Origin of the sequence: Aeromonas sp. DNRA1, assembly GCF_963888745.1 — a bacterium.
GTDB classification, from domain to species: domain Bacteria; phylum Pseudomonadota; class Gammaproteobacteria; order Enterobacterales; family Aeromonadaceae; genus Aeromonas; species Aeromonas hydrophila.
Map to the genome: position 1 here is coordinate 394,826 of NZ_CAWPKQ010000001.1, position 20,883 is coordinate 415,708.

The 20,883-nt window shown below is 49.4% G+C and carries 17 protein-coding genes; 14 read left to right on the forward strand and 3 right to left on the reverse strand.

Going from position 1 to position 20,883, the window contains the following annotated elements; translation table 11 throughout:
- Window positions 1–24: 24 nt before the first annotated feature.
- Together pflA and AACQ43_RS01775 are read left to right on the forward strand one after the other, a co-directional pair.
- On the forward strand, window positions 25–843 hold the full coding sequence (gene pflA / locus AACQ43_RS01770; RefSeq protein ID WP_011705579.1) for a pyruvate formate lyase 1-activating protein: 819 nt from the start codon (window positions 25–27) through the stop codon (window positions 841–843).
- Window positions 844–929: 86 nt separating this feature from the next.
- Complete coding sequence (locus tag AACQ43_RS01775; protein ID WP_168965593.1) at window positions 930–1,571, forward strand: energy-coupling factor ABC transporter permease; 642 nt, start codon at window positions 930–932, stop codon at window positions 1,569–1,571.
- Window positions 1,572–1,655: 84 nt separating this feature from the next.
- Here the strand turns inward: AACQ43_RS01775 and AACQ43_RS01780 are convergent, their stop codons facing one another.
- On the reverse strand, window positions 1,656–2,180 hold the full coding sequence (locus AACQ43_RS01780; RefSeq protein WP_168965594.1) for an acyloxyacyl hydrolase: 525 nt from the start codon (window positions 2,178–2,180) through the stop codon (window positions 1,656–1,658).
- Window positions 2,181–3,005: 825 nt separating this feature from the next.
- On the opposite strand from AACQ43_RS01780, the gene AACQ43_RS01785 reads away from it, so the two are divergent.
- The 12 genes from AACQ43_RS01785 (at window position 3,006) to AACQ43_RS01840 (ending at window position 19,241) form a co-directional block, all read left to right on the forward strand.
- Window positions 3,006–3,806 carry an ABC transporter permease gene (locus AACQ43_RS01785; protein ID WP_168965596.1) on the forward strand — a complete coding sequence of 267 codons (801 nt, stop codon included), beginning with the start codon at window positions 3,006–3,008 and terminating at the stop codon, window positions 3,804–3,806.
- Between the two features lie 4 nt (window positions 3,807–3,810).
- Window positions 3,811–4,461: an ABC transporter ATP-binding protein gene (locus AACQ43_RS01790; RefSeq protein ID WP_168965598.1), complete on the forward strand. Its 651-nt coding sequence runs from the start codon at window positions 3,811–3,813 to the stop codon at window positions 4,459–4,461.
- 31 nt (window positions 4,462–4,492) lie between these two features.
- Window positions 4,493–5,686 carry a sugar transporter gene (locus AACQ43_RS01795; protein WP_168965600.1) on the forward strand — a complete coding sequence of 398 codons (1,194 nt, stop codon included), beginning with the start codon at window positions 4,493–4,495 and terminating at the stop codon, window positions 5,684–5,686.
- Window positions 5,687–5,718: 32 nt separating this feature from the next.
- On the forward strand, window positions 5,719–7,347 hold the full coding sequence (locus AACQ43_RS01800; protein WP_168966462.1) for a polysaccharide biosynthesis/export family protein: 1,629 nt from the start codon (window positions 5,719–5,721) through the stop codon (window positions 7,345–7,347).
- Window positions 7,348–7,497: 150 nt separating this feature from the next.
- Complete coding sequence (locus AACQ43_RS01805) at window positions 7,498–8,979, forward strand: stealth conserved region 3 domain-containing protein (protein ID WP_168965602.1); 1,482 nt, start codon at window positions 7,498–7,500, stop codon at window positions 8,977–8,979.
- 28 nt (window positions 8,980–9,007) lie between these two features.
- Window positions 9,008–11,707: a CDP-glycerol glycerophosphotransferase family protein gene (locus AACQ43_RS01810; protein ID WP_168965604.1), complete on the forward strand. Its 2,700-nt coding sequence runs from the start codon at window positions 9,008–9,010 to the stop codon at window positions 11,705–11,707.
- Window positions 11,704–12,885, forward strand: coding sequence for a glycosyltransferase family 4 protein (locus AACQ43_RS01815; RefSeq protein WP_168965606.1), 1,182 nt, complete (start codon window positions 11,704–11,706; stop codon window positions 12,883–12,885). Before AACQ43_RS01810 ends, AACQ43_RS01815 begins: the two co-directional genes overlap by 4 nt.
- Before the next feature lie 11 nt (window positions 12,886–12,896).
- Window positions 12,897–13,844, forward strand: a complete 948-nt coding sequence (locus AACQ43_RS01820) for a hypothetical protein (protein ID WP_168965608.1) — start codon at window positions 12,897–12,899, stop codon at window positions 13,842–13,844.
- 13 nt (window positions 13,845–13,857) lie between these two features.
- Window positions 13,858–14,730 (forward strand): UTP--glucose-1-phosphate uridylyltransferase GalU, encoded by an 873-nt coding sequence (gene galU / locus AACQ43_RS01825; RefSeq protein ID WP_168965610.1) that lies wholly within the window; start codon window positions 13,858–13,860, stop codon window positions 14,728–14,730.
- Between the two features lie 84 nt (window positions 14,731–14,814).
- Window positions 14,815–15,813, forward strand: a complete 999-nt coding sequence (locus AACQ43_RS01830) for a galactosyltransferase-related protein (protein ID WP_248280951.1) — start codon at window positions 14,815–14,817, stop codon at window positions 15,811–15,813.
- A gap of 22 nt (window positions 15,814–15,835) precedes the next feature.
- Window positions 15,836–17,920 carry a capsular polysaccharide biosynthesis protein gene (locus AACQ43_RS01835; RefSeq protein ID WP_339353968.1) on the forward strand — a complete coding sequence of 695 codons (2,085 nt, stop codon included), beginning with the start codon at window positions 15,836–15,838 and terminating at the stop codon, window positions 17,918–17,920.
- 7 nt (window positions 17,921–17,927) lie between these two features.
- Window positions 17,928–19,241, forward strand: coding sequence for a capsule biosynthesis protein (locus AACQ43_RS01840; RefSeq protein WP_168965612.1), 1,314 nt, complete (start codon window positions 17,928–17,930; stop codon window positions 19,239–19,241).
- A 60-nt stretch (window positions 19,242–19,301) separates the two neighbouring features.
- On the opposite strand, the gene AACQ43_RS01845 is transcribed toward AACQ43_RS01840, so the two are convergent.
- Both AACQ43_RS01845 and AACQ43_RS01850 read right to left on the reverse strand, forming a co-directional pair.
- Window positions 19,302–19,994 carry an ABC transporter permease gene (locus AACQ43_RS01845; RefSeq protein WP_011705577.1) on the reverse strand — a complete coding sequence of 231 codons (693 nt, stop codon included), beginning with the start codon at window positions 19,992–19,994 and terminating at the stop codon, window positions 19,302–19,304.
- 3 nt (window positions 19,995–19,997) lie between these two features.
- Window positions 19,998–20,738, reverse strand: a complete 741-nt coding sequence (locus AACQ43_RS01850) for an ABC transporter permease (RefSeq protein WP_011705576.1) — start codon at window positions 20,736–20,738, stop codon at window positions 19,998–20,000.
- Window positions 20,739–20,883: the final 145 nt, after the last annotated feature.

Below are 20,883 nucleotides of genomic sequence, written 5' to 3' on the forward strand. Positions count from 1 at the left end.
CTGCTCGAATCATTGGAGTCGTCTATGTCTGTCATTAATCGGATCCCCGCTGTCGAAGTCAGCGCCACCGCCGCTGAAACCAGTGTGACCGCCGATGCATCCGGGGTCATTGGCCGGATCCATTCCGTTGAAACCTGTGGCACCGTCGATGGCCCCGGAATACGCTTCATCGTGTTCATGCAAGGCTGCCTGATGCGCTGCAAGTACTGCCACAACCGCGACACCTGGGACACCCAGGGCGGCCGCGAGGTGACAGTGCCGGAGTTGATGAGCGACATCACCAGCTATCGTCACTTCATGAATGCCTCGGGCGGCGGCGTCACTGCCTCCGGTGGCGAAGCCATGCTGCAGCAAAATTTCATCGCCGAACTGTTCGCCGCCTGCAAGGAGAAGGGCATCCACACCTGCCTCGATACCAACGGCTTCGTGCGTCACTACGACGAGCAGCTCGACAAGGTGCTCGACAATACCGATCTGGTGCTGCTCGACATCAAGCAGATCAACGACGACAAGCACATTCCGCTGACCCACGTCAGCAACAAGTACACCCTGGAGTTTGCCCGTTATCTGGCCGCCAAGGGCAAGACCATGTGGATCCGCTACGTGGTGGTACCGACCTGGTCGGACGACGACGAGAGCGCCGAGGGGCTCGGCCAGTTCATCGCCGAACTGGGAGAGTGCGTCGAGAAGGTGGAGCTGCTGCCCTATCACGAACTCGGCAAGCACAAGTGGGACGTACTGGGCGACACCTATGATCTCAACGGGATCAAACCGCCCAGCAAGGAGACCATGGACCGCGTCCAGGGCATCCTCGCCAAATATCACAACAACGTCAAATACTGATAGCTCAGGGGCTGGCCGGGAACACGCCGGCCCCTTTCACATCGGGCTTCGCCCATCTGCATGCCGTCACCGGACAAGGATCTGCCATGAGTGAAGGACAAGCCGCCGCCCTGCTGCTCTGGGTACTGCTGCTCATATTCAGCCTGCGCGGCGCTTTGCTGCGCACCCTCTACCACAATCCGCTCTATCAGCATCTCTGCCTCGGTGGCGCCATCGTGCTGGTACCGCTCTGGACCCTGCGGGCCGGCCTGCACGAGGGATTGGATGTGCACTTTCTCGGCCTCACCAGCCTGACCCTGCTGCTGGGCTGGCGTCTCGCCCTGCTCGCCCCCTGCCTCACCCTGCTGGTGCTCAGCTATTTTGGCGTCATCCCGCTGGCCGAGATCGGCTGGCAGGGCCTCATCGGCGTGGCCTTGCCGGTCGCCACCACCTGGCTGCTGTTTCTGGCCAGCTGGGCCTGGCTGCCGCGCCACCTGTTCGTCTACCTGTTCGTGGTGGCCTTTCTTGGCGGCGCCCTCTCCATCTCGGTCAAGGTGATGGCCAGCGCCCTCCTGATGGGTCTTAGCGACACTTACCCCTGGTACACCATCAGCGCCGACTACCTCTCCATCTGGCCGCTGCTGCTCTTCCCCGAAGCGCTGCTCAACGGCATGACCATGACCCTGCTCGCCATCTACCGCCCACACTGGGTCAACACCTTCTTCGACCGGGAATACCTGGGCCGCTGATCTAGACATTAGGCTTGATTATCACCCGAAAAACAAAAGCCCCTGAAGACAGGGGCTTGGCTCATGCAATGCAGTAAAAAATAGCTAGAAGCGATATTCAATGTGGATGGAGTGACTATCCAGACCCGGGTTATGCTCATACATGTTGGCGTTGGACATGTGCTCATATTGATAGCCAATCAGCCAGTTTGAAGTCAGTGCATAGCCAAGACCAATACCACTTGAAAACTGGAACGGCCCACCGTAGTCCTTGAAGCCATTGCCGCGGTGGCCGAATTCATGCTCCGCCAGCCAGAGCACTTCAACCGGGATCCAGACCACCCAGTTGCCCCACAGACACTCAGCCCTGGCGCCAGTCCCGAGTCTGGCAGTGCTGTCATCTCCTACCTTCAATAAACCACCCCGTGCACCCAGACCGAGTTGACAGCCTGTGTCGCCCCAACGCCAAAACATATGGTGGTATTTCACATCAACACTATAGATGTCGAGTTTCTCATTTTCAGCGGGCTTGCCGAGCTGCAACGCCATAATGTCATCGCCGGCAACAACGTTCGTGCCGGCACTCAAGGTCGCCAGCGCCCCGGCAAGCAAAAGCATATTAGCGTTCATCTTCCCCTCCAACGTCCTTGTTGTTCTGCGTAGCCACACTCAAGTTTGAATGGGTACATATCAGGCATAGTCAGTGAGGAAGATGTTTGTCAATTGGATATGAAAAACTAAAAATTTCAACATTTCAGGGGGAATAGTCTAGCAAGATGAGAAATTAACAACTGATTACAGAACAAATCAAAAAAGAGGATGTTATTTGAACAGCAGAGCAATAGTGACGCACTTATTTGAAAATGAAAAATGCAAGAAATCAAGATCACAAAAACAGTATTTTAATGAAAAAACATCGTATGTAAGAAAAGTCTTAATTGATCACTTTTTCACCATTAATACTCATCCGATCTGTGTCAATCACCATAAAATTGCAAAAAAAACACATTAACAACAAATGGTTAGAATTGACAGTTGACTTTTTCACCAATTAATATTGCGTGTTGACTCAATTGCAACTGGTGGGTAGTATGCAGCACAAATAAAATTAAGCATGACGCGCATCACAGAATGACGCGAGATGCACGGGTTGATTACTTGCTTTGCAAGTCCATTTATGTTTGCTGTTTGCAGCAAACAACGCCTCGCTATAGCCCCTATTTTATTTTCGTTAAACACAATCTGCTTTTTTTCTTCGGGAATATGTCATTGCCGTGCGGTAGCTATGCCCAAAAATGACCATTCACGCCTCAATCATTAACATTGCGGCAACATTCGCAATCTATTTGACGTTGAGTGATGAAATATCCGCCGTTCAATGCATTGCTGTTTTGCCAAACGTTTATGTTAGAGTCGCCCCCTCTTGATTTACACATGCTGACGAAAGATTAAAAATTGAACACCCCCATTCTATCTACTCACCGCCGAACCTCGCTGGCCGTGCTGAAGGATGTCACCTTCGGCCTGCTGATGCGTGAACTGAAGACCCGTTTCGGCAGTTACCGGATGGGCTACGCCTGGGCTGTTCTCGATCCCTTGCTGACGATTGCCCTGTTCTGTTTCGTGTTCGGTATGCGTCAGCGCAGCGGCTTTGGCGGGGTAGAAGCCCCCGTTTTTGTTGCTGCTGGGTATCTTCCTTTTCTCATGTTCCAAAACATGAGCAATCAATTGCAATCCGCAGTCAGTGCCAACAAGGGGTTGTTTTGCTATCGGCAGGTAACACCGTTTGCCACCCTGTTTTCCCGTTTCTTGCTGGAAACCCTGATTGGTGTACTGGTTGCCTTTGTACTGATCTTGGGACTTATCTGGTTTGGTTTCGATGCCATGCCCGCCGACCCGCTGGCCGTGCTGACCGGCTATGGATTGCTGATGATTTTTTCATTCGCGTTGGGAACCTTGTTCTGCGTTGCGACTTCGCTTTCCGAGGAAGCGCGCAAACTAATTCCCATTCTGATGCGCCCCATGATGTGGATCTCAGCCGTATTCTTTCCCTTGGCTGCGGTGCCACAGAGCTATCAGCATCTATTACTATGGAATCCTGTTGTGCACGCCCTCGAGCTTATCCGTTCCGGCTGGATCGCTGGCTTCCAGACTCAGGGAGGCAGCTGGGGCTATCTCACAGGTATCACATTGATATTACTCACCTTTGCCATGAGTGCCTATCGCCTCAGCCATCGCCGCTTAATTGCAAGCTAACCGTATGATCACGCTGGAAAACGTCTCAAAATATTATCCGACTAAATTTGGTCGTCATTACGTGCTTAAAAATGTCAGCTTCACCCTGCCGGGAGATCGCAATATCGGCATTCTCGGCGCCAACGGTGCCGGCAAATCGACCTTGCTGAGATTGCTCGGCGGCATGGATATGCCCAACAAGGGTAAAGTGACTCGCCATAGCCGGGTTTCCTGGCCACTGGCCCTGAGCGGCGGCTTTCAGGGCAGCATGACGGGTCGCGAAAATACCCGCTTCGTCTGCCGCATCCATGGCGTTCACGACACCGCTGCCGTGGAGGAGTGGGTCAAGGAGTTCTCGGAAATCGGCCAGCACTTTGAACTGCCCATTAAAGGCTACTCCAGTGGTATGAAATCCAAGTTTTCCTTCGCCGTCAGCATGGCCTTTGATTTCGATATCTACCTCACCGACGAGATCACCTCGGTAGGGGATGCCAGATTCAAGCAAAAGTGCATCGATGTCTTCACCCAAAAGCGGCAGACCGCCAGCTTGATCATGGTATCGCACGACATGAAAACTTTACGCCAACAGTGTGATATGGGCATCGTGCTGCAAAACGGGCAATTGACCCTGCACGATGACATTGAAGACGCCATCACCATCTATCAAAAGCTCTGATTTTTCCTTTTAAGCCTTGCCACGGATACCTATGACCAAAGCCAATCTCAGTGCCCTGCTTGAGCGAAAACTTCGCAAATTCAAGCGGGACCCAAAACTCTTTCTCATCGATTCCAAGGGTTATCGAGTAGCCCGCCAGTCGTGGAAAAAAGCAATCAAGCTAGGTAGTTTTTTATGGATCCTAGGTTGCTTCATGTTAGCAACGTTCTATTACAGTTTTGTGGCAAGCGATCGCTACGTCAGTCAAGCCAGCCTTATCATCAAGCAGGCTGATCAGCTCAAGATGATGCCGGATGCCCTCTCCATGCTGGGGCTGGGTGGTAGCAATCATCAGGATGTGCTGGTGATCCAGGATTACCTTAAATCCTGGGACATGCTCAATACACTGGATAAAAAACTGCAATTAAAACAGCACTACCAGAGCGACAACGCAGATCTTTTCTCCCGACTGCCGGCAGACGCCAGTCGCGAAGAGTTTCTGGCCTTCTATCGTGACCACCTGACCGTCAGCCTGGATGAACTGTCCGGGGTATTGACAGTCAGTTTGCAAGCCTTTGAGCCTGAGTATGCCAAACAGGTGGTCGCGCTGATGCTCAAGGAGAGCGAAGGATTCATCAACCGGCTGAGCCGTCAGGTCGCCGTCGAGCAACTCAAGTTCGTCGAATCTCAGGTTGCCCGCTCCCACGAGCGGCTGCTGAGTGAACGGGAAAAGATGCTCGCCTTCCAGAACCAGCACCAACTGATGAGCCCCGAGGCTACCAGTACCGCCATGATGGGCGTGGTGTCTGAGCTGGAAGCGGAACTGGTACGCCAGGACGCCGAGCTTAAACGCCTACAGATCTACATGAACCCCAATGCCCCTGACGTGGTGGCGGTAAAAGATCGGGTGGATGCCCTCACCCGCCAGCTGGCGCAAGAAAAACAGCGGCTGACTGGCAGCGAGAAACAAGCCCTCAACGAGGTCAATGCCGATTATCAGGCGGTTCAAGTACAAACCCAGCTGGCAGCCGATGTCTACAAGACGGGTCTGGTCAGCATGGAACAGGCCCGCGTCGAAGCCTATCGCAAACTGAAGCATCTGCTGGTGGTCAGCCAACCCAGTTTGGCCGAAGAGGCTGAATATCCCCGTCGTCTCTACAACCTGGCAACCATAGGCGTGCTGCTTTGTCTTTTCTACGGTCTGGTCGTGATGGGTCTGGCGACCCTGCGTGAACACCAGGACTGATCAGGAGTGATTTTTTGAAGATGTTATCCCATTTGAACCTGAAGCCCAGCCTGCTGGCGCTGGGCCTGGGCATGTTGCTGCAACCTGCGTTCGCCCTCGAGATCTCGCAAGAAGCAGCCCCGGTGCGCAAGGTCATTACCGACACCCAGACCCAGGATCCGGTCTTTGGCAACTGGCTGTTTCGCGGCGAATTCGCCCGCGAATCCTTCAATGGCTTCAACCCGGATTACCGCATCTCCATTGGCGATCGCGTACAGGTACAGCTCTGGGGCGGCGTCGAGTTTGATCAACCGCTGACGGTCGATCATCAAGGCAATATCTTTCTGCCCAAGGTGGGCCCCATCAAGGTAGCCGGGGTACGCAACGAGCAGCTCAACGACACCCTGCTGGGCGCCATCACCACCGTTTATCAGAAGAACGTCAGCGTGTATGCCACCCTGGATGTCAGCCAACCAGTCAAGATCTTCGTGACTGGCTTTGTCAAACAGCCGGGTCTGTTTGCCGGCCAATCGGGGGATTCCATCCTCTATTTTCTCGACAAGGCCGGTGGCATCTCCCCCGAGCGCGGCAGCTATCTGGATGTGGCCCTCAAGCGCAATGGGCAAACCTTGCGTCATTACAATCTCTACCAGTTCCTGATCAATGGCACCCTGCTGCCGACCCAGTTGCGTGATGGCGACATCATAGTGGTGGCACCACTGCGCTATCAGACCACGGTCAGAGGCAAGGTTGCCAACGCCAACAAGTTCGAGCTGAGCAAGCCCCATGTCACCTTGACCGAGCTGATGCAGATGGCCAGGCCCGACCCCGATGCCACCCATATCCGGGTCAGCCGCAATCAGGGGGAAGATATCCGCATGGACTACTACCCCATCAATGATCAGCAGATGAGCAGCCACATGGTCAGCTCCGGTGATACCGTGGAGGTGATTGCTGACAAGCGTTACGCCTCCATCGCGGTACGGGTGGAAGGGGAACACGACAGTGCCCAGGAGTATGTGCTCAAGTACGGCGCTCGCCTTGGCGACATCCTCAACGGGTTGAAACTGACCCAGGATGCCGATCTCAGTGCCATCCAGCTCTATCGGGAATCGGTCAAGGTTCGTCAAAAAGAGATGCTGCAATCCTCGCTCAAGGCGCTGGAAGCCAGCATCCTGACCGCCCGCTCCTCGTCCGAAGGTGAGGCCAAGCTGCGCAACAGCGAAGCTCAGCTTCTGATGCAGTGGGTGGAGCGTGCCAAAGACATCCAGCCCAACGGCCAGGTGGTACTGGCCAATGGCACCAATATGGAAGACGTACGGCTCGAACCGGGCGATATCATCCGTATCCCGCGCCAGACCAACCTGATCATGGTGCATGGGGATGTGATGTTCCCGAACGCGATCCTGATGGACAGCAAGCGTACCGTGGCCGATTACATCAATCTGGCCGGCGGCTTTACCCAGAAAGCCAGCAACTCCCGCATCCTGCTGCTGCACCGTGATGGCACCTTCAGCCAGATCGAGAAGAGCGACCTGGATAACAAAGAGATTGCCATCAAACCGGGTGACGAGATCTTCGTACTGCCGCAGGTCGATACCAAGTCACTGCAGATCACCAAGGATATTACCGAAGTGCTCTATCAGATCGCCATTTCGGCGCGAGCATTGGTACTTTTGTAAGCTTTATAGGAGGGGGCCACCCCTCCTTAAAAATATAATTAAAGAAAAACTCATTCAGCAATTCAAATAAAAATAACACTCTTCCAAGATGACCACCTATAAGCATAAAACTGCCAATAGCTAATTATAGTGCACGGGGTATTATGTACTATGTCAAAATTCAGCAAGCTAATTAAAAACCCAAATGCATTCCTTAATGACTCACCAGCCTATCAGACAATTAGAATTTCATTGTCGTCTGTCAAGAGCATGAGTAACTTTCAAAAAAATGTAAGTATTGAGTCATTAAAAAATGATATATCATCATTAACTGAAATAGTTGTAACTAAAGAGAGCTTTTTAAAACGCTCTCTGCATATAGGCATACTTAAAGGCTCTGCATTCTCCATTTACAACTTCATGTTATGCCTACACAAAGAAAAAGATATAGAAGTTTCTTTTATAACCAAGAGATCTGTATTTAAATTTGGAAAACTTGGTGTTTATAGATTTATAAAGGAACTGAACACTTACGGTGAAATAAGCTGTAAAATTGGGGGGATAAAGTTAAATATAAGTTATTGGCTGGAGAAAGGTGATTGCTACGAATCAATAAACGATCATGCTGTAGCAAAGCGCATTTATAAGTCTTCGTCATACAAAATTCAACCCTTTAAAAAAGGGTCAATATTTTATATAAATGAAATATTTCCATCTCTCCCTTCACCAAGCTACAGCTTCAAGATCGATGTAGTATACACATGGGTAGATCATACAGATGAGGTATGGAGGAAGTTATACTTAGAATATAAAGCCAAACAAAACAACAGTGTAGATAGTGTAAAGTTAGGTAGATTCTTTAACCGTGATGAACTTAAGTTTTCGCTAAGGTCTCTGGAGTTATATGCGCCATGGGTAAACAATATTTATATTGTGACAAATTGCCGCCCCCCAGCTTGGCTAAATACCAAAAACAAAAGAATTAAAATTATAAAGCATGAAGACATCATGCCGAAAGAAAGTCTGCCAACATTCAATTCACATGCAATAGAAGCTAACATACATAACATCCCTAACCTATCAAACTACTTTCTCTATTTGAACGACGATTTCTTCTTTTCTAGCCATGTTCATAGAGAAGATTTTTTCTTGTCTAATGGCGTATCAATCTCCAATTTGGAACCATATGGTGTCGTTAATGGAATTATATCTAAAGGTAATCCTGATTATATAAATGCAGCGATAAATGGTCAGAGGCTACTTGCTAAAAAGTTTAATATCACACCAACACAACTTCATCAACACTCTCCTTACGCATTGCGAAAGGACATATTAAAAGAAATCTGTAGCTTATATTACGAGGAGACTTTAATAACTACAAAAAATAAATTCAGGAGTAAAAATGATATTTCTATCCCCTCCTTCCTTTATCATCATTACTCATATATAAAGCGGCAATCAAGCATTGGGCGTCTTTCTTCCATTTATATAGGTTATAAAAAAAGAGTAAATTTCAATAAAATTATAAATAAAGATATAAAAACCTTTTGTATAAATGATAGCGGTAGCAGCCATTCTGACATGAAGTGGAATGATAATATTAAATCTTATCTAGAAAGAACATACAGAAACAAATCTAGTTTTGAAAACTAGTTATAACTAATAATTTACGGGACATGAAATGCTTTCAATAAACAAAATTGAAAAAGGTGCATCCAATAATTTTTCCATTTCAGCAAAATTAAGTGATGGGTTGCAAAACAGGAGTGTCAAGCTAATAGCAACAAAAAATAAAAAGCAATTGGAAATAGGAAAGTTCTTCTTCAAAAAAAATAAATCAAAGTGTAACCTCAATAATGTTGAATTGTTAGAAAAGGGAAACTACAAGCTTGATGCAATATCTTCTAATGGCAATGTTATTGATGTTTCATTCATAAGTGAAAATATCCCGTCTCTTCTACACTGTAGCTCTAGCGTTATTAAAATAAATAAAGATACTTTATCTCTTGAGGTTACACCTGTAAGTTTATTAACATCAAATGTTATTGTTAAAAAAATCATTGATGATGAAAATAATCTTTATATAACCATAGAGAGCACACTACCTGAAAATTATAATTTAAAATGTATTACTGCACGTCACAGGGTTAATAACATAGAAGAGGATAGCTTTTACTCTATAGACAAAATCAATAATGAACCCTATACAATTACATTCCCCAAGTACAAAAGTTTTTCGAAGTCAGGGATATGGGATTTTTACGTTAAGATTGAGTCCAATGGAATAGAAAGCTTTATTCGTTTAAACTCTGCACCAGAGACATTAGCTGTACAGACTATAAATAATTTATATAATAATCAGCTTTTCAAATTCCAACCATATATAACTCAGGATGGCCAACTAAGTCTCAATGTCCGTGACTTGACAACAACATTCTCTAAACAAGATTCTATTCGATATTCTGAAAACAGTTTCCTAATTAAAGCAGCTGTCAATGATAGCTATCTTGATCTTTTCAAGAGTATTAGAGCGAAATTATTTATTGCTGATGATATAGTAAAAACAATTCCAGTAAAATTTAATAAGTCTGGTCGTTTAGAAATAAACCTTGCCTTCGATATTTTCAAAGAATTAAGCACGCAAGCTAGAAACAATGCCATTCTTTGTTGGGAACTCACTCTTAAGAATGGTGAAGTCCATCTTCTTCCGGTAAGTCACATGCTTGATGAAGATCACGTTAAAAGCTGTGACGTATTAATATATCCACCAGTATCGGTAGATTTTAATAACGAAAAATTTAACTTAAAGCCTTTCTTCAATACATCACATCACCTTAATTTCTCTTGCACTCAAGAGTGTGAGTTTAGTATTAAAGATATATCTATTGGTGAAAGAATTGAAGTGTGTTTGGATGTTAGTTCAAATGCACACGATGTTGATTTGATTGCTGTGTCCGGCAAAGATGATTATATTATTGAATTTTATAAAACAGACTCTAAATATGTCAGCAAAATAAAAGTCAGTGAAATCCCGGATAATGATAACGCATACTTCCTCCATTATGTAAAAAACAGTACCAAGAATATAATAAACAATGTATTGCCTAAAGTCAGAAATAAATTTAAAGCTTTTAAAAACAACAAAACTTTATTAAACAACGATATTTATCTTTCTTGTGTCGTTTGCAAAAAAAATCTAACCAGTATTGAAGTAAGAAAATTAAGAGAGCATGAAAAGAGTATTAGTAAGCTATCTCTATTTTTAGCAAAAATCACGGCTGCGGCAGCAAAAAAAATAATCAAGAAGGATATTTGGTTAGTCGGTGAAAATCTCGGCGATGTTGCGCAAGATAATGGTTTTGCATTCTTTAAGCATGCTCTCGAGTTAAATAATGAAAAGGTTTACTATGTAATTAGAGATAATAGTGTTCACTATCATAAGTTATCCAAATTCAAGGATAACACAATAATATATGACTCATTTAAACATAAGGTTATGTATCACCTTGCACAAAAGCTAATCGTTGCACATGGTATTCGCGATGTACTTCCTTCCATAAAGCATCCTGTCATATATAGAAATGATAAAGACATCGTTTATCTACAGCACGGTGTTTTAGCAATGAAACGTATAGGTATGAGTGGTGCTTCATACAATAACAAGATCACTAAATTCGTTGTCTCATCAGAAAATGAAAAAAGAATGATGATCCGAGACTCGAAGTTTAGGGCCGATCAAATTATCGTCTCAGGGCTCCCCAGATTTGATGATCTATATAACCACATAGATAAACCAAAACGACAAATATTCATTATGCCCACTTGGCGAGATTGGCTGGTAAACTCAGAGCAAAGCTTCATTGAATCAGAGTTTTATCAAAACTATAGCCGCCTCCTATCAGACAGCAGTCTAGATGAGTTTTTACAAAAAAATAATTACATAATTAAGCTCCTACCCCATAATGAAATCTACAAAAAGTATATGCACCTTTTCTCGTCTGAGTGTAAAAATATACTGATTGCTGACCTGTCCGTTGAAACAGTACAAAAGCTTATTACTGAGAGTTCGGGCATGGTTACAGATTACTCCAGTGTGGCTTGGGACTTTTTATTTATGCGTAAGCCAACCTTATTTTTCCAGTTTGATGTCAATGAGTACCTTACAAAACGTGGAGCATATGTAAGTTTTCAGAGCTCTCTGCCAGGTCAAATATGCAACACATACGATTCCTTCATTGAAAATCTGAGGAGTATGATTGAGAAAGATTGTAAATTCGAAAATAGACATCTCTCAAAGCTAAAAATGTTTATAAACAACATTGATAATAAAAATAGCGATCGAGTTTACAAAGAAATCTCCAGCTCTAAAGAAGGGAAATGAAATTGAACGTAACAATTCTTGCATATAATATATTCGGCATCGGTGGGACAGTTAAAACTATAGTAAACACTGCGAACCACCTTGTAGACAATGGGTTTAAAGTTGAAATCATTAGCATCAAAAGAACTAGTGACAATCCTAGCTTTCCAATCGACAAGCGCATAAAGATTAGAACAATATCGGACTCTAGAGCTAAATATAAATATCATGGCCTAAATATATACGGCACTCTAGCTAAAAAGGCTTTATCAAAAATCCCAAGTGTGTTGATTCATAAAGATGAAGATCTCTATCACAACTTTTCTCTCTACACCGATTATCGACTTTTGAAACGTCTTAAACGCATAAAAGATGGTGCTCTTATAACAACAATCCCTTCTTTCAATTTAATTTCAGCGAAATTTTTACCAAGTAACATCATCAAAATCGGGCAAGAGCACAAAGAATATAATGTTCATTCAGATAAGTTACAGTCAAAAATAAAGCGTCACTATGATAAATTACATGCACTGACCTGTTTAACAGACAATGCCACGAACTACTACTCAGATTTGCTTAAGGGTAAGAGAACTCGAGTTATTAATGTACCTAATGCAACTAAGCTTGGTACAACTCCAGCACCTCTTGAATCAAAACAGGTCATTGCCATCGGCAGGTTTGTGGAAGACAAGGGTTTTGACAATCTTGTTTTGGCATTCGAAAAGATCGTGCACAAGCATCCTGAATGGAAACTGAAAATATTCGGTGATGGTGAGTTAAAAACTAATATTAGAGATATGATTCACCAACGTGGTCTTTTCAATAATATTTTTATTTATCCATCCACCAAAAATGTATCACAAGAGATAAGACGCTCGTCCGTATATGCCCTCTCTTCGAATAGCGAGTCATTTGGCATGGTGGTAATCGAGGCAATGGCCGAAGGTGTTCCATGCGTAGCTTTTGAGTGTGACGGCCCCAAAAAAATCATTAATAATAATCATGATGGAATTCTAGTTCCTTGTGGTGATATTGAAGCATTCAGCAATAATTTATTAGCATTGATCGAGAATACTGGAAAGAGGAAACAGCTAGGTGGTAATGCCTTTCATTCAGCGAAGAATTACGGCCTATCTACAGTAGGGAAAAAATGGGAGTCAATATTGTTAAGCTTACATCAATCGGCATCTCATAATTAAGGTTGTAACGCATGTTCAATATTGACCCCATACCTAGCCAAAAGAACTATCTTAATGTTCGTGTATATCGCACATCTAACTCAACAATCAACAATTGGGATAGAGTCACTCTTGAATTTTATCTTAAGGATCGCTTAATAACCAATGCCTACTATGTGAATGGTTTGCAGTTAGATAGTGAAAGATTGATCAGGAACATTCCTATACCTGCTAATACACTATCGATAAAGCTAAATCACTTTGGTGACTTCAATATTTCTTCCGTAAGTTTAGAAAAAGATAGAACTATAACGGATTTCGAATCCAAACTTATATCCGAGCAGTTGGATTGTTACAATGGTCAATTTTTTTTCAACTATCCAAGCAAGCTCCCCCCCAGAAAGTTAATCGTTACATTACCAGGCATGGGGAACAACATAGATATAAATTCTCAACATGCATTAATGACTATGCAATCTTTTCCATTTAAGGAAGATGTATATAGACTTCACTTAGTTGACTTTTTCTGGGCAAATGGTTCCTGTTTGATTTTTGACGAAAATAATCGTTACAACATAGACAACATAATCTCTATCATTGATAGTATTTTAGTTAATAATAATATCTCTCCATCTGAATGCCATATAATAACTGCATCAAAAGGGTGCTTTGCTGGCTATGAAATAATGCAAAGGAAACAATATAAATTTGCTTTTTTTGCTCCTATAACTAATGTAGCAAAGTTCAATGAAAACTCTCCCGTATTTAGATTCACATCTAGAGAAATGATCAACAAAGGTTATAAGTTTGCCAAGCCTAACTTTCTAAAAAACGCTACTGTTTATACATCCTTAAAAGATCCTGGTATCGAGTTAGGATTACTATCAGAGTGCTTGCATACTATTGACCAGAATTTAATGCACTCTCAAATTACAAAGCATTTCATGGGCCAATATCTCTCATCTGAGAATATAATTTGAATAAGGGTTGTTCATGACAATAAAAAAAGCCGTTTTCCCCGTTGCGGGTATGGGTACCCGCTTCCTGCCCGCTACCAAGGCATGTCCGAAAGAAATGTTGCCAGTGGTCGACAAGCCGCTGATCCAGTATGCAGTTGAGGAGGCCATTGCCGCCGGTATAACCGACCTGATATTCGTCACCTCATGGACCAAGCGTGCCATCGAGGATCACTTCGATAGCAATTTCGAGCTTGAATACAAGCTCGAGCAAGCCGGTAAGAAGGCTCTGCTCGATGCCGTCAAGAACATCATTCCTGCTGGCGTCAACTGCTTCTATGTGCGGCAAACCGAAGCTTTGGGGCTGGGTCATGCCGTGTTGTGTGCCAAGCAAATCGTCGGTAATGAGCCGTTTGCCGTGTTGCTGGCTGACGACATGATCCACTGTGACAAGACTCCCTGCCTCGACACCATGATTGGTCTCGCCAGCGAGAGCCATTGCTCGGTCGTGGCAGTGGAAGCTGTGCCGATGGAAAAAGTCAGCCAGTATGGCGTCATTGCGCCACAAGCGGTGAGCGAACGCCTGTATAAACTCAATGGCGTCGTGGAGAAACCGCCCCGTGAGGAGGCGCCATCCAACCTATCCATCGTTGGCCGATATGTACTGCAACCACGCATTTTCGAGCTACTTGAGCAGACCCAACGCGGGGCCGGTGGCGAGATCCAGTTGACCGATGCCATTGCCGATTTGCTCAAGGAGCAAGAGGTCATGGCTTACGAGTTTGACGGTATCCGCTACGACTGCGGCAGCAAACTGGGCCATATGAAAGCCAACATTGAATATGGCCTGCGCCATCCCGAGTTGTCGGACACGCTGCGAGCCTATCTTGAAGAACTGCTGTCGCACTGAGTGTAGGGCACCATGTCGCAAGAGCTCAGTGTTATTACACCGTTCCACTTTCAGAAAAGTGGGCGGGGTAGTCTGGATTCTGCGATGAAGAGACTGGAGGCATGCCTCCAGTCTCTTTTTATCGCAGGCAATCTGGATATTTTGATTCCGACCAACCAACGCAATCTGCTAGTAGGGCAGCTTGATGCCCGGATCTTGGAAGACTCACAGCCTTTTCCTATCTATTCGCCTGGACTGGCGCGCAGCCATGGTATTGAACACAGTACCGCACGCACGCTCTTTATCATGGATGCAGATCTCCTTTGCTCACCGCAACTGGCAAAGCAACTTCCTGAGCGAAGCCGACTGTATGCTCATGCAGGGCAACCCTCTTTTGAGATGTATCCCTGCCTCTATCTGACCAAGGAAGAGACTGAGCGCTTTGACGGGGATTTTCAGGGCTGCCTGGAATCCTTTCTTCGCGGTGAAAACCACAGGGTGGAGGGGATTGCCCTGGCCAGCAGTTGCCTGCTGATGAACCGCGAGTGGTTTTTGCAGTTGGGGGGCTTTGATGAGCAATTTGTCGGCCATGGCGGCGAAGATCTCGAACTGATAGACCGCCTTACCCGTCACTATCCCATCGGGCCGAGGCCGGATGACTATGCCCTCAATATCAAGGCCCAGCATCCGGGGGATTATCAGGGCTTTCGGCGCTATTTCAGCTATTATGCGCTGCCCCATCTGTTTGCCGGCCGGTTTCTGGTGCACCAGTGGCATCCGCGCCCCCTGACCCACCCATACCACAAACGGCGGGCAGGTAATGATCAACTGCTCGAGCAGATGCTGGCCCGCAGTGATGCAGAGCGGGGCCCGTTGAAAGGGCCCGTGGTGCCCTGCAACGACCTTGGTGGGGAACTGCCCGATTTTCGGGAGTGGATGATCCACTTGCAGGAGGAGGCAGGCTACCCGGTGCAAGAGTATCCGGGTCTGCTTCGCTGGCAGGATGGCATCAAACCCAAGCGCCCTTTGTGGCGCAAGCTGCGCAAGCTCTATCTCAACCCTCGGGCTTTTTTCAGAGACATGTTCAACCCCAGGTCTCGCTGAACTTTTTATCTGAGCAATTTGCATGACTCTATGGACACAATCCGGCGGCATTATGGCTCGCAGCACCCAGATCGGTGCCTGCCTAGGCCAGCCCCTGGCTCGCTTCACATCCCCTGGTGAGCCACAGCCAGGTGATGTGCTTATTGGCTGGGGCCAAAAGGCCAACACCCGCCAGATCAAGGCGCAGGCTCAGACACTGGGCCTGCCCTACTGGCAACTGGAAGACGGTTTTATTGGCTATATCGGCCACCCCGCCAAGGGGGGGATGGCGGTATCGCTGATCGCCGATCCGGTAGGCATCTATTACGATGCCCGCCAACCCAGCCGGCTCGAACAGCTGATTGCCACCCCTTGCGATGCCGATACGCTGGCGCGGGCCGAGCGACTGATCGGCGAGCTGGTACGCCTTGGGGTGACCAAGTACAACTGTTATGCCAGTCGCCCCGATACCGTCTCAACTGCCGGGCCCCACAGCCCATCGGTTGCCGAAGTGAAAGGGCTGCCGACGGCACTGGCTCAACGTCTGCTGCAAGACGCCAGACCCAGAGTCTTGCTGGTCGATCAGGTGGCCGGCGATCTCTCCATCCCCGGCGCGCTGGCCAGCGAAGCCGATTTTGTTGCCATGGTGGAAGCGGCGCGTCGCAACCACCCCCATGCCCGTTTGCTGCTGCGCACCCATCCCGATACCCGCTTTGGCAAGAAGAGCGGCGTGTTGGCCAGACTGAAGCTCAGCGATGTGGAGGTCGTGGCCGACCATTGTCATCCCCACGCGCTGCTGAGCCTGGTGGATGCCGTCTATACCGTCTCATCCCAGCTCGGCTTTGAGGGGCTGCTGCTGGGCAAGCCGGTCTACTGCTTCGGCATGCCGTTTTATGCCGGCTGGGGGCTGACCCACGACAGCAAGCAGTGTGAGCGTCGCAACCTGCAGGTATCTCTGGCCCAGCTGGTGGCGGCGGCCTTGATCCACTACCCACGCTACCTTGACCCCGTGCTTGGCCAACGCTGCGAAGTCGAAGAGGTTGTCGCCATCATCGCCCGCCAACAAAAGCCCGCTCCCCGTTGGCGCAGGCTCTATCTGGTCGGTTTTTCGCTGTGGAAGCGCGCCTTTATGCAGGCGTTTTGCCATCACCTGGCCGAGGAGCTTCGTTTTGTTCGCAAGCCTCCCAAGCGGTTGACCGGCGATGAGCAGGTGTTGGTCTGGGGTAGCCGCCACCCTGACCTCACCTCGGCCATCCGGGTGGAAGATGGTTTTATCCGCTCTCGCGGGCTGGGTTCCAACCTGTGTCGTCCCTCTTCCCTCTCCATCGATCCGGTGGGGATCTATTTTGACTGCCGCACCCCAAGCGGGCTCGAGCAGCTGCTCAATTACCAGCAACTGACCGAACAGGAGGTCATGCGAGGCCAGGCCCTGCTTGACCTGCTCAAGCAACACGGCGTCAGCAAATACAATGTGGGCACAGTACAGCCGTTCACACCACCGACCGATGGTCGCACGCGGGTGCTGGTGGTGGGCCAGGTCGATGGGGATGCCTCCATCCTGACCGGTAGCCCGACCATTCGCAGCAATGAGCAGTTGCTGTGGGCCGTGCGGGCCGCCAAACCCGAGGCCCATATTATCTACAAGCCGCATCCGGATGTGGTGGCAGGAAATCGTGCCGGTGCCATTTCAGCAGCCTGCCTGGCGGAGTGCGTCGACAGCCAGGTACTCGATATCGGTCTGACCAGCCTCTACCCCCATGTGGATGAGCTGCATACCATGACCTCCCTGAGCGGGTTCGAGGCACTGGTGCAAGGGGTCAAGGTCACGACCTGGGGCCAGCCCTTCTACAGTGGTTGGGGCCTGACCACGGATGCCCACCCTCCTGCTCGTCGCCAGCGCAATCTGCCTTTGGCCGCCCTGGTCTATCTGACCCTGGTGGCTTATCCGCTCTACATCGACTGGCAGACCGGGCTCTGGATAAGCCCGGAGCAGTTGATCCGCCAGCTGGCGCAGCAGGGCCACTCCTCGACCCAGAAGTCGAGCCGCTGGCAACGCTGGCAGCTCAAGCTGAGTTATCTGGCCCAGACCCTGTGGCAACGACCATCCCTCCCCCAGCTCATGAGATAAGCCGTACATGAAGATTTTGTTGTTGCAAGGGCCGCTCGGCCCCTTCTTCCAGACCCTGAGCCAGGCACTGAGCGATGCCGGCCACCAGGTGTACAAGATCCATTTCAACGGGGGGGATGAGTGCTGGCCATGCGCCGGCCATAACGAGCGTTTTACCGGCAAGCCGGAGAGCTGGAACACCTTTTTTCGCCGCTTCATCAAGCGCAACGGCATCGACAGCCTGATCTGCTACGGGGATTGCCGCTATTACCATCTGCAAGCCATTCGTATCTGCAAGCAGAAGAAAATCGCCGTCTGGGCCATGGAAGAGGGGTACCTGCGTCCCGACTACGTGACGCTGGAGCAAGGGGGTGTGAATGCCTTCAGCCCGCTCTATGCCAAGCGTGACAAGCTGGTCGAGCTGACCTGGTCTGAGCCCTATCAGGCACAGTTGCAGGTGGGCAAAACCTTTGCCCGGCGTGCCTGGTATGCCAGCCGCTATCACATCAACAAGAGCCTGTTTCGCTGGCGCTATCCTCACTTCGTCAACCACAGACCCTGGAGCCTTTACCAGGAAGCCAGCGGCTGGGTTGCCGGAGGTTTGGTGAAATGGCGTTACCGCTGGGCAGACCGCCGTTTGCTGAAAGCCTTGCCGGCACACAAGGAACATATCTTCTTTGTCCCCCTGCAGGTCACCGAAGACTTCCAAATCCGCGAACATTCAGATTTGAGCGGTGTCGAGGAGATGGTGGCACAGGTGATGAACTCGTTTGCCGAGCATGCTCGCCACGAGGATGTGCTGCTGTTCAAGCACCACCCCATGGATCGGGGCTATGTCAGCTACCAGTCCCAGATCAACCGGTTGGTCACCCTGCTCGGGCTGGAAGGGCGGGTGTTTTATGGCTATGACCTGCCGCTGCCGGCACTCTATCCCCTGCTCAAAGGGGTCATCACCATCAACAGCACGGTCGGTCTCTCCGCCCTGCTGCACGATGTACCGACCTTCTGCATGGGGCGTGCCCTCTATGATCTGCCGGGGCTCACGACCCGTGGCACGCTGGAGAAGTTCTGGCACAAGCAGAGCCCGGTCTGCAGCGAGACGTTCGAGCGCATGCGCCAGTCCCTGCTGCATCTGACCCAGATCAATGCCAGCTTCTATCGGCATCTGGAGATAGGTGCCATGGCCGTGGTGCAGAAGATCCAGCAGCACGACGAGCAGCGCATACCGAACAGACAGAGCAAACGTGCCCTCAATCCAGCCGGGCTTATCGGTGCCCTCGGCATGTTGAGTTCATTTGGTTTTGTGGCAGACGAGATGTTGGCGCCCCTTGGCATGCTGTGACGCTTGTTCTCTTTCTTGACCGACAAAAAAGCCCGCGATTGCGGGCTTTTTTTATGGCGTTTACACGGTGCGGGGGCGCAGGTGGGCGTGCCAGCGGGCTTCCCATTTCTTGAACAGCCAGACGATGACGAAGGTCAGCAGCATGTAGAGCAGGCCGGCGGTCAGGAACGCTTCGAACGGGCTGTAGTAGCGGGAGTTGATGATCCGCGCAGCGCCGGTCAGATCGACGATGGTGATGATGCCCGCCACCGCCGAGCCCTGCAGCATGAAGATCACCTCGTTGCTGTAGGCCGGCAGTGCCCGGCGAAACGAGTTGGGCAAAATGATCCGGGTCAGGGTCTGCCAGCGGGTCATGCCGAAAGCGTTGGCCGCCTCAATCTGTCCCTTGGGCATGTTGAGCACAGCGCCGCGCACGATCTCGGCGGTGTAGGCACCGGTGTTCAGGGTGAACGCCAGCAGGGCGCAGAACCAGGCTTCGGCAAACAGATCCCAGGCAACGCTGTTTTTCAGCCACTCCCACTGGGCGGCGCCGTAGTAGATGATGAACAGCTGCACCAGCAGCGGGGTGCCGCGAAAGAAGTAGATGTAGGCCCAGATCGGCCCCTTGATCAGCCAATTGCGGCTGTTGCGCAGGATACCGAGCGGCACCGCCAGCATCAGCCCGAGGATCAAGGAAGCCGCCACCAGCAGCACCGTGGTGTAGAGGCCCTGCCAGTAGGTGGGCCATTCGGTGAGAATGATTGAGAAATCCATGGCTTACCTCGTCTTTATCGCATAGTGACGCTCGGCCCATTTCAGTGCCGAGGTGGAGACCGCAGTGAAGATCAGGAAGATCAGGGCCACCGCCATGTAGAAGGTGAAGGGCAGCTGGGTCGAACCCGCCGCCAGGGACGCTTTGCGCACCATGTCATCGAGCCCGATGATGGAGACCAGCGCCGTGGTTTTCAGCAGTACCAGCCAGTTGTTGCCAAACCCTGGCAGGGCGTGGCGCATCATCTGGGGAAACAGGATCCGCACAAACACCTGGGTGGCCCGCATGCCGAAGGCGCGGGCCGCTTCCAGCTCGCCCTTGTCCACCGCCAGAATGGCACCGCGGAAGGTCTCGGTCATGTAGGCGCCGAAGATGAAGCCGATGGTGGCGACCCCGGCCGCAAACGGGCTGATGTCGATGTAATCGGGCAGCAGGGAGACCCACTCCTGGTTTGGATTGCTCGCCAGCAGGTAATTGTTGTAGCTCTCGTTGACCCAGGTACAGAGGTTGTTGATGAGCACCTGGCCGCCGAAGAACAGCAGCATCATCAGCACCAGATCGGGGATGCCGCGAATGACGGTGGTGTAGGCGGTGGCAAAGCCACGGGCCCACTTGTAGGGGGAGAGCTTGGCCAGCGCCCCCAGCATGCCGAGCACCAGCGCCAGCAGCAGGGAGGCCAGCGCCACTTCCAGGGTGACCCAGGCCCCCTCCAGCAGGGAGGTTTCGTATCCTTTCAAATCAAACATATGCGGCTCCATTGCAACTCATTGAGCAGAATCTTCCGACCCAATATCCTTTCAAACCAAACACATGCAGCTCCATTGCAACTAAGCGGGCCCATCGCTCCCTTGCGAGAGACAACGGGCCCGATGACTACAGACTAGGGTCAAC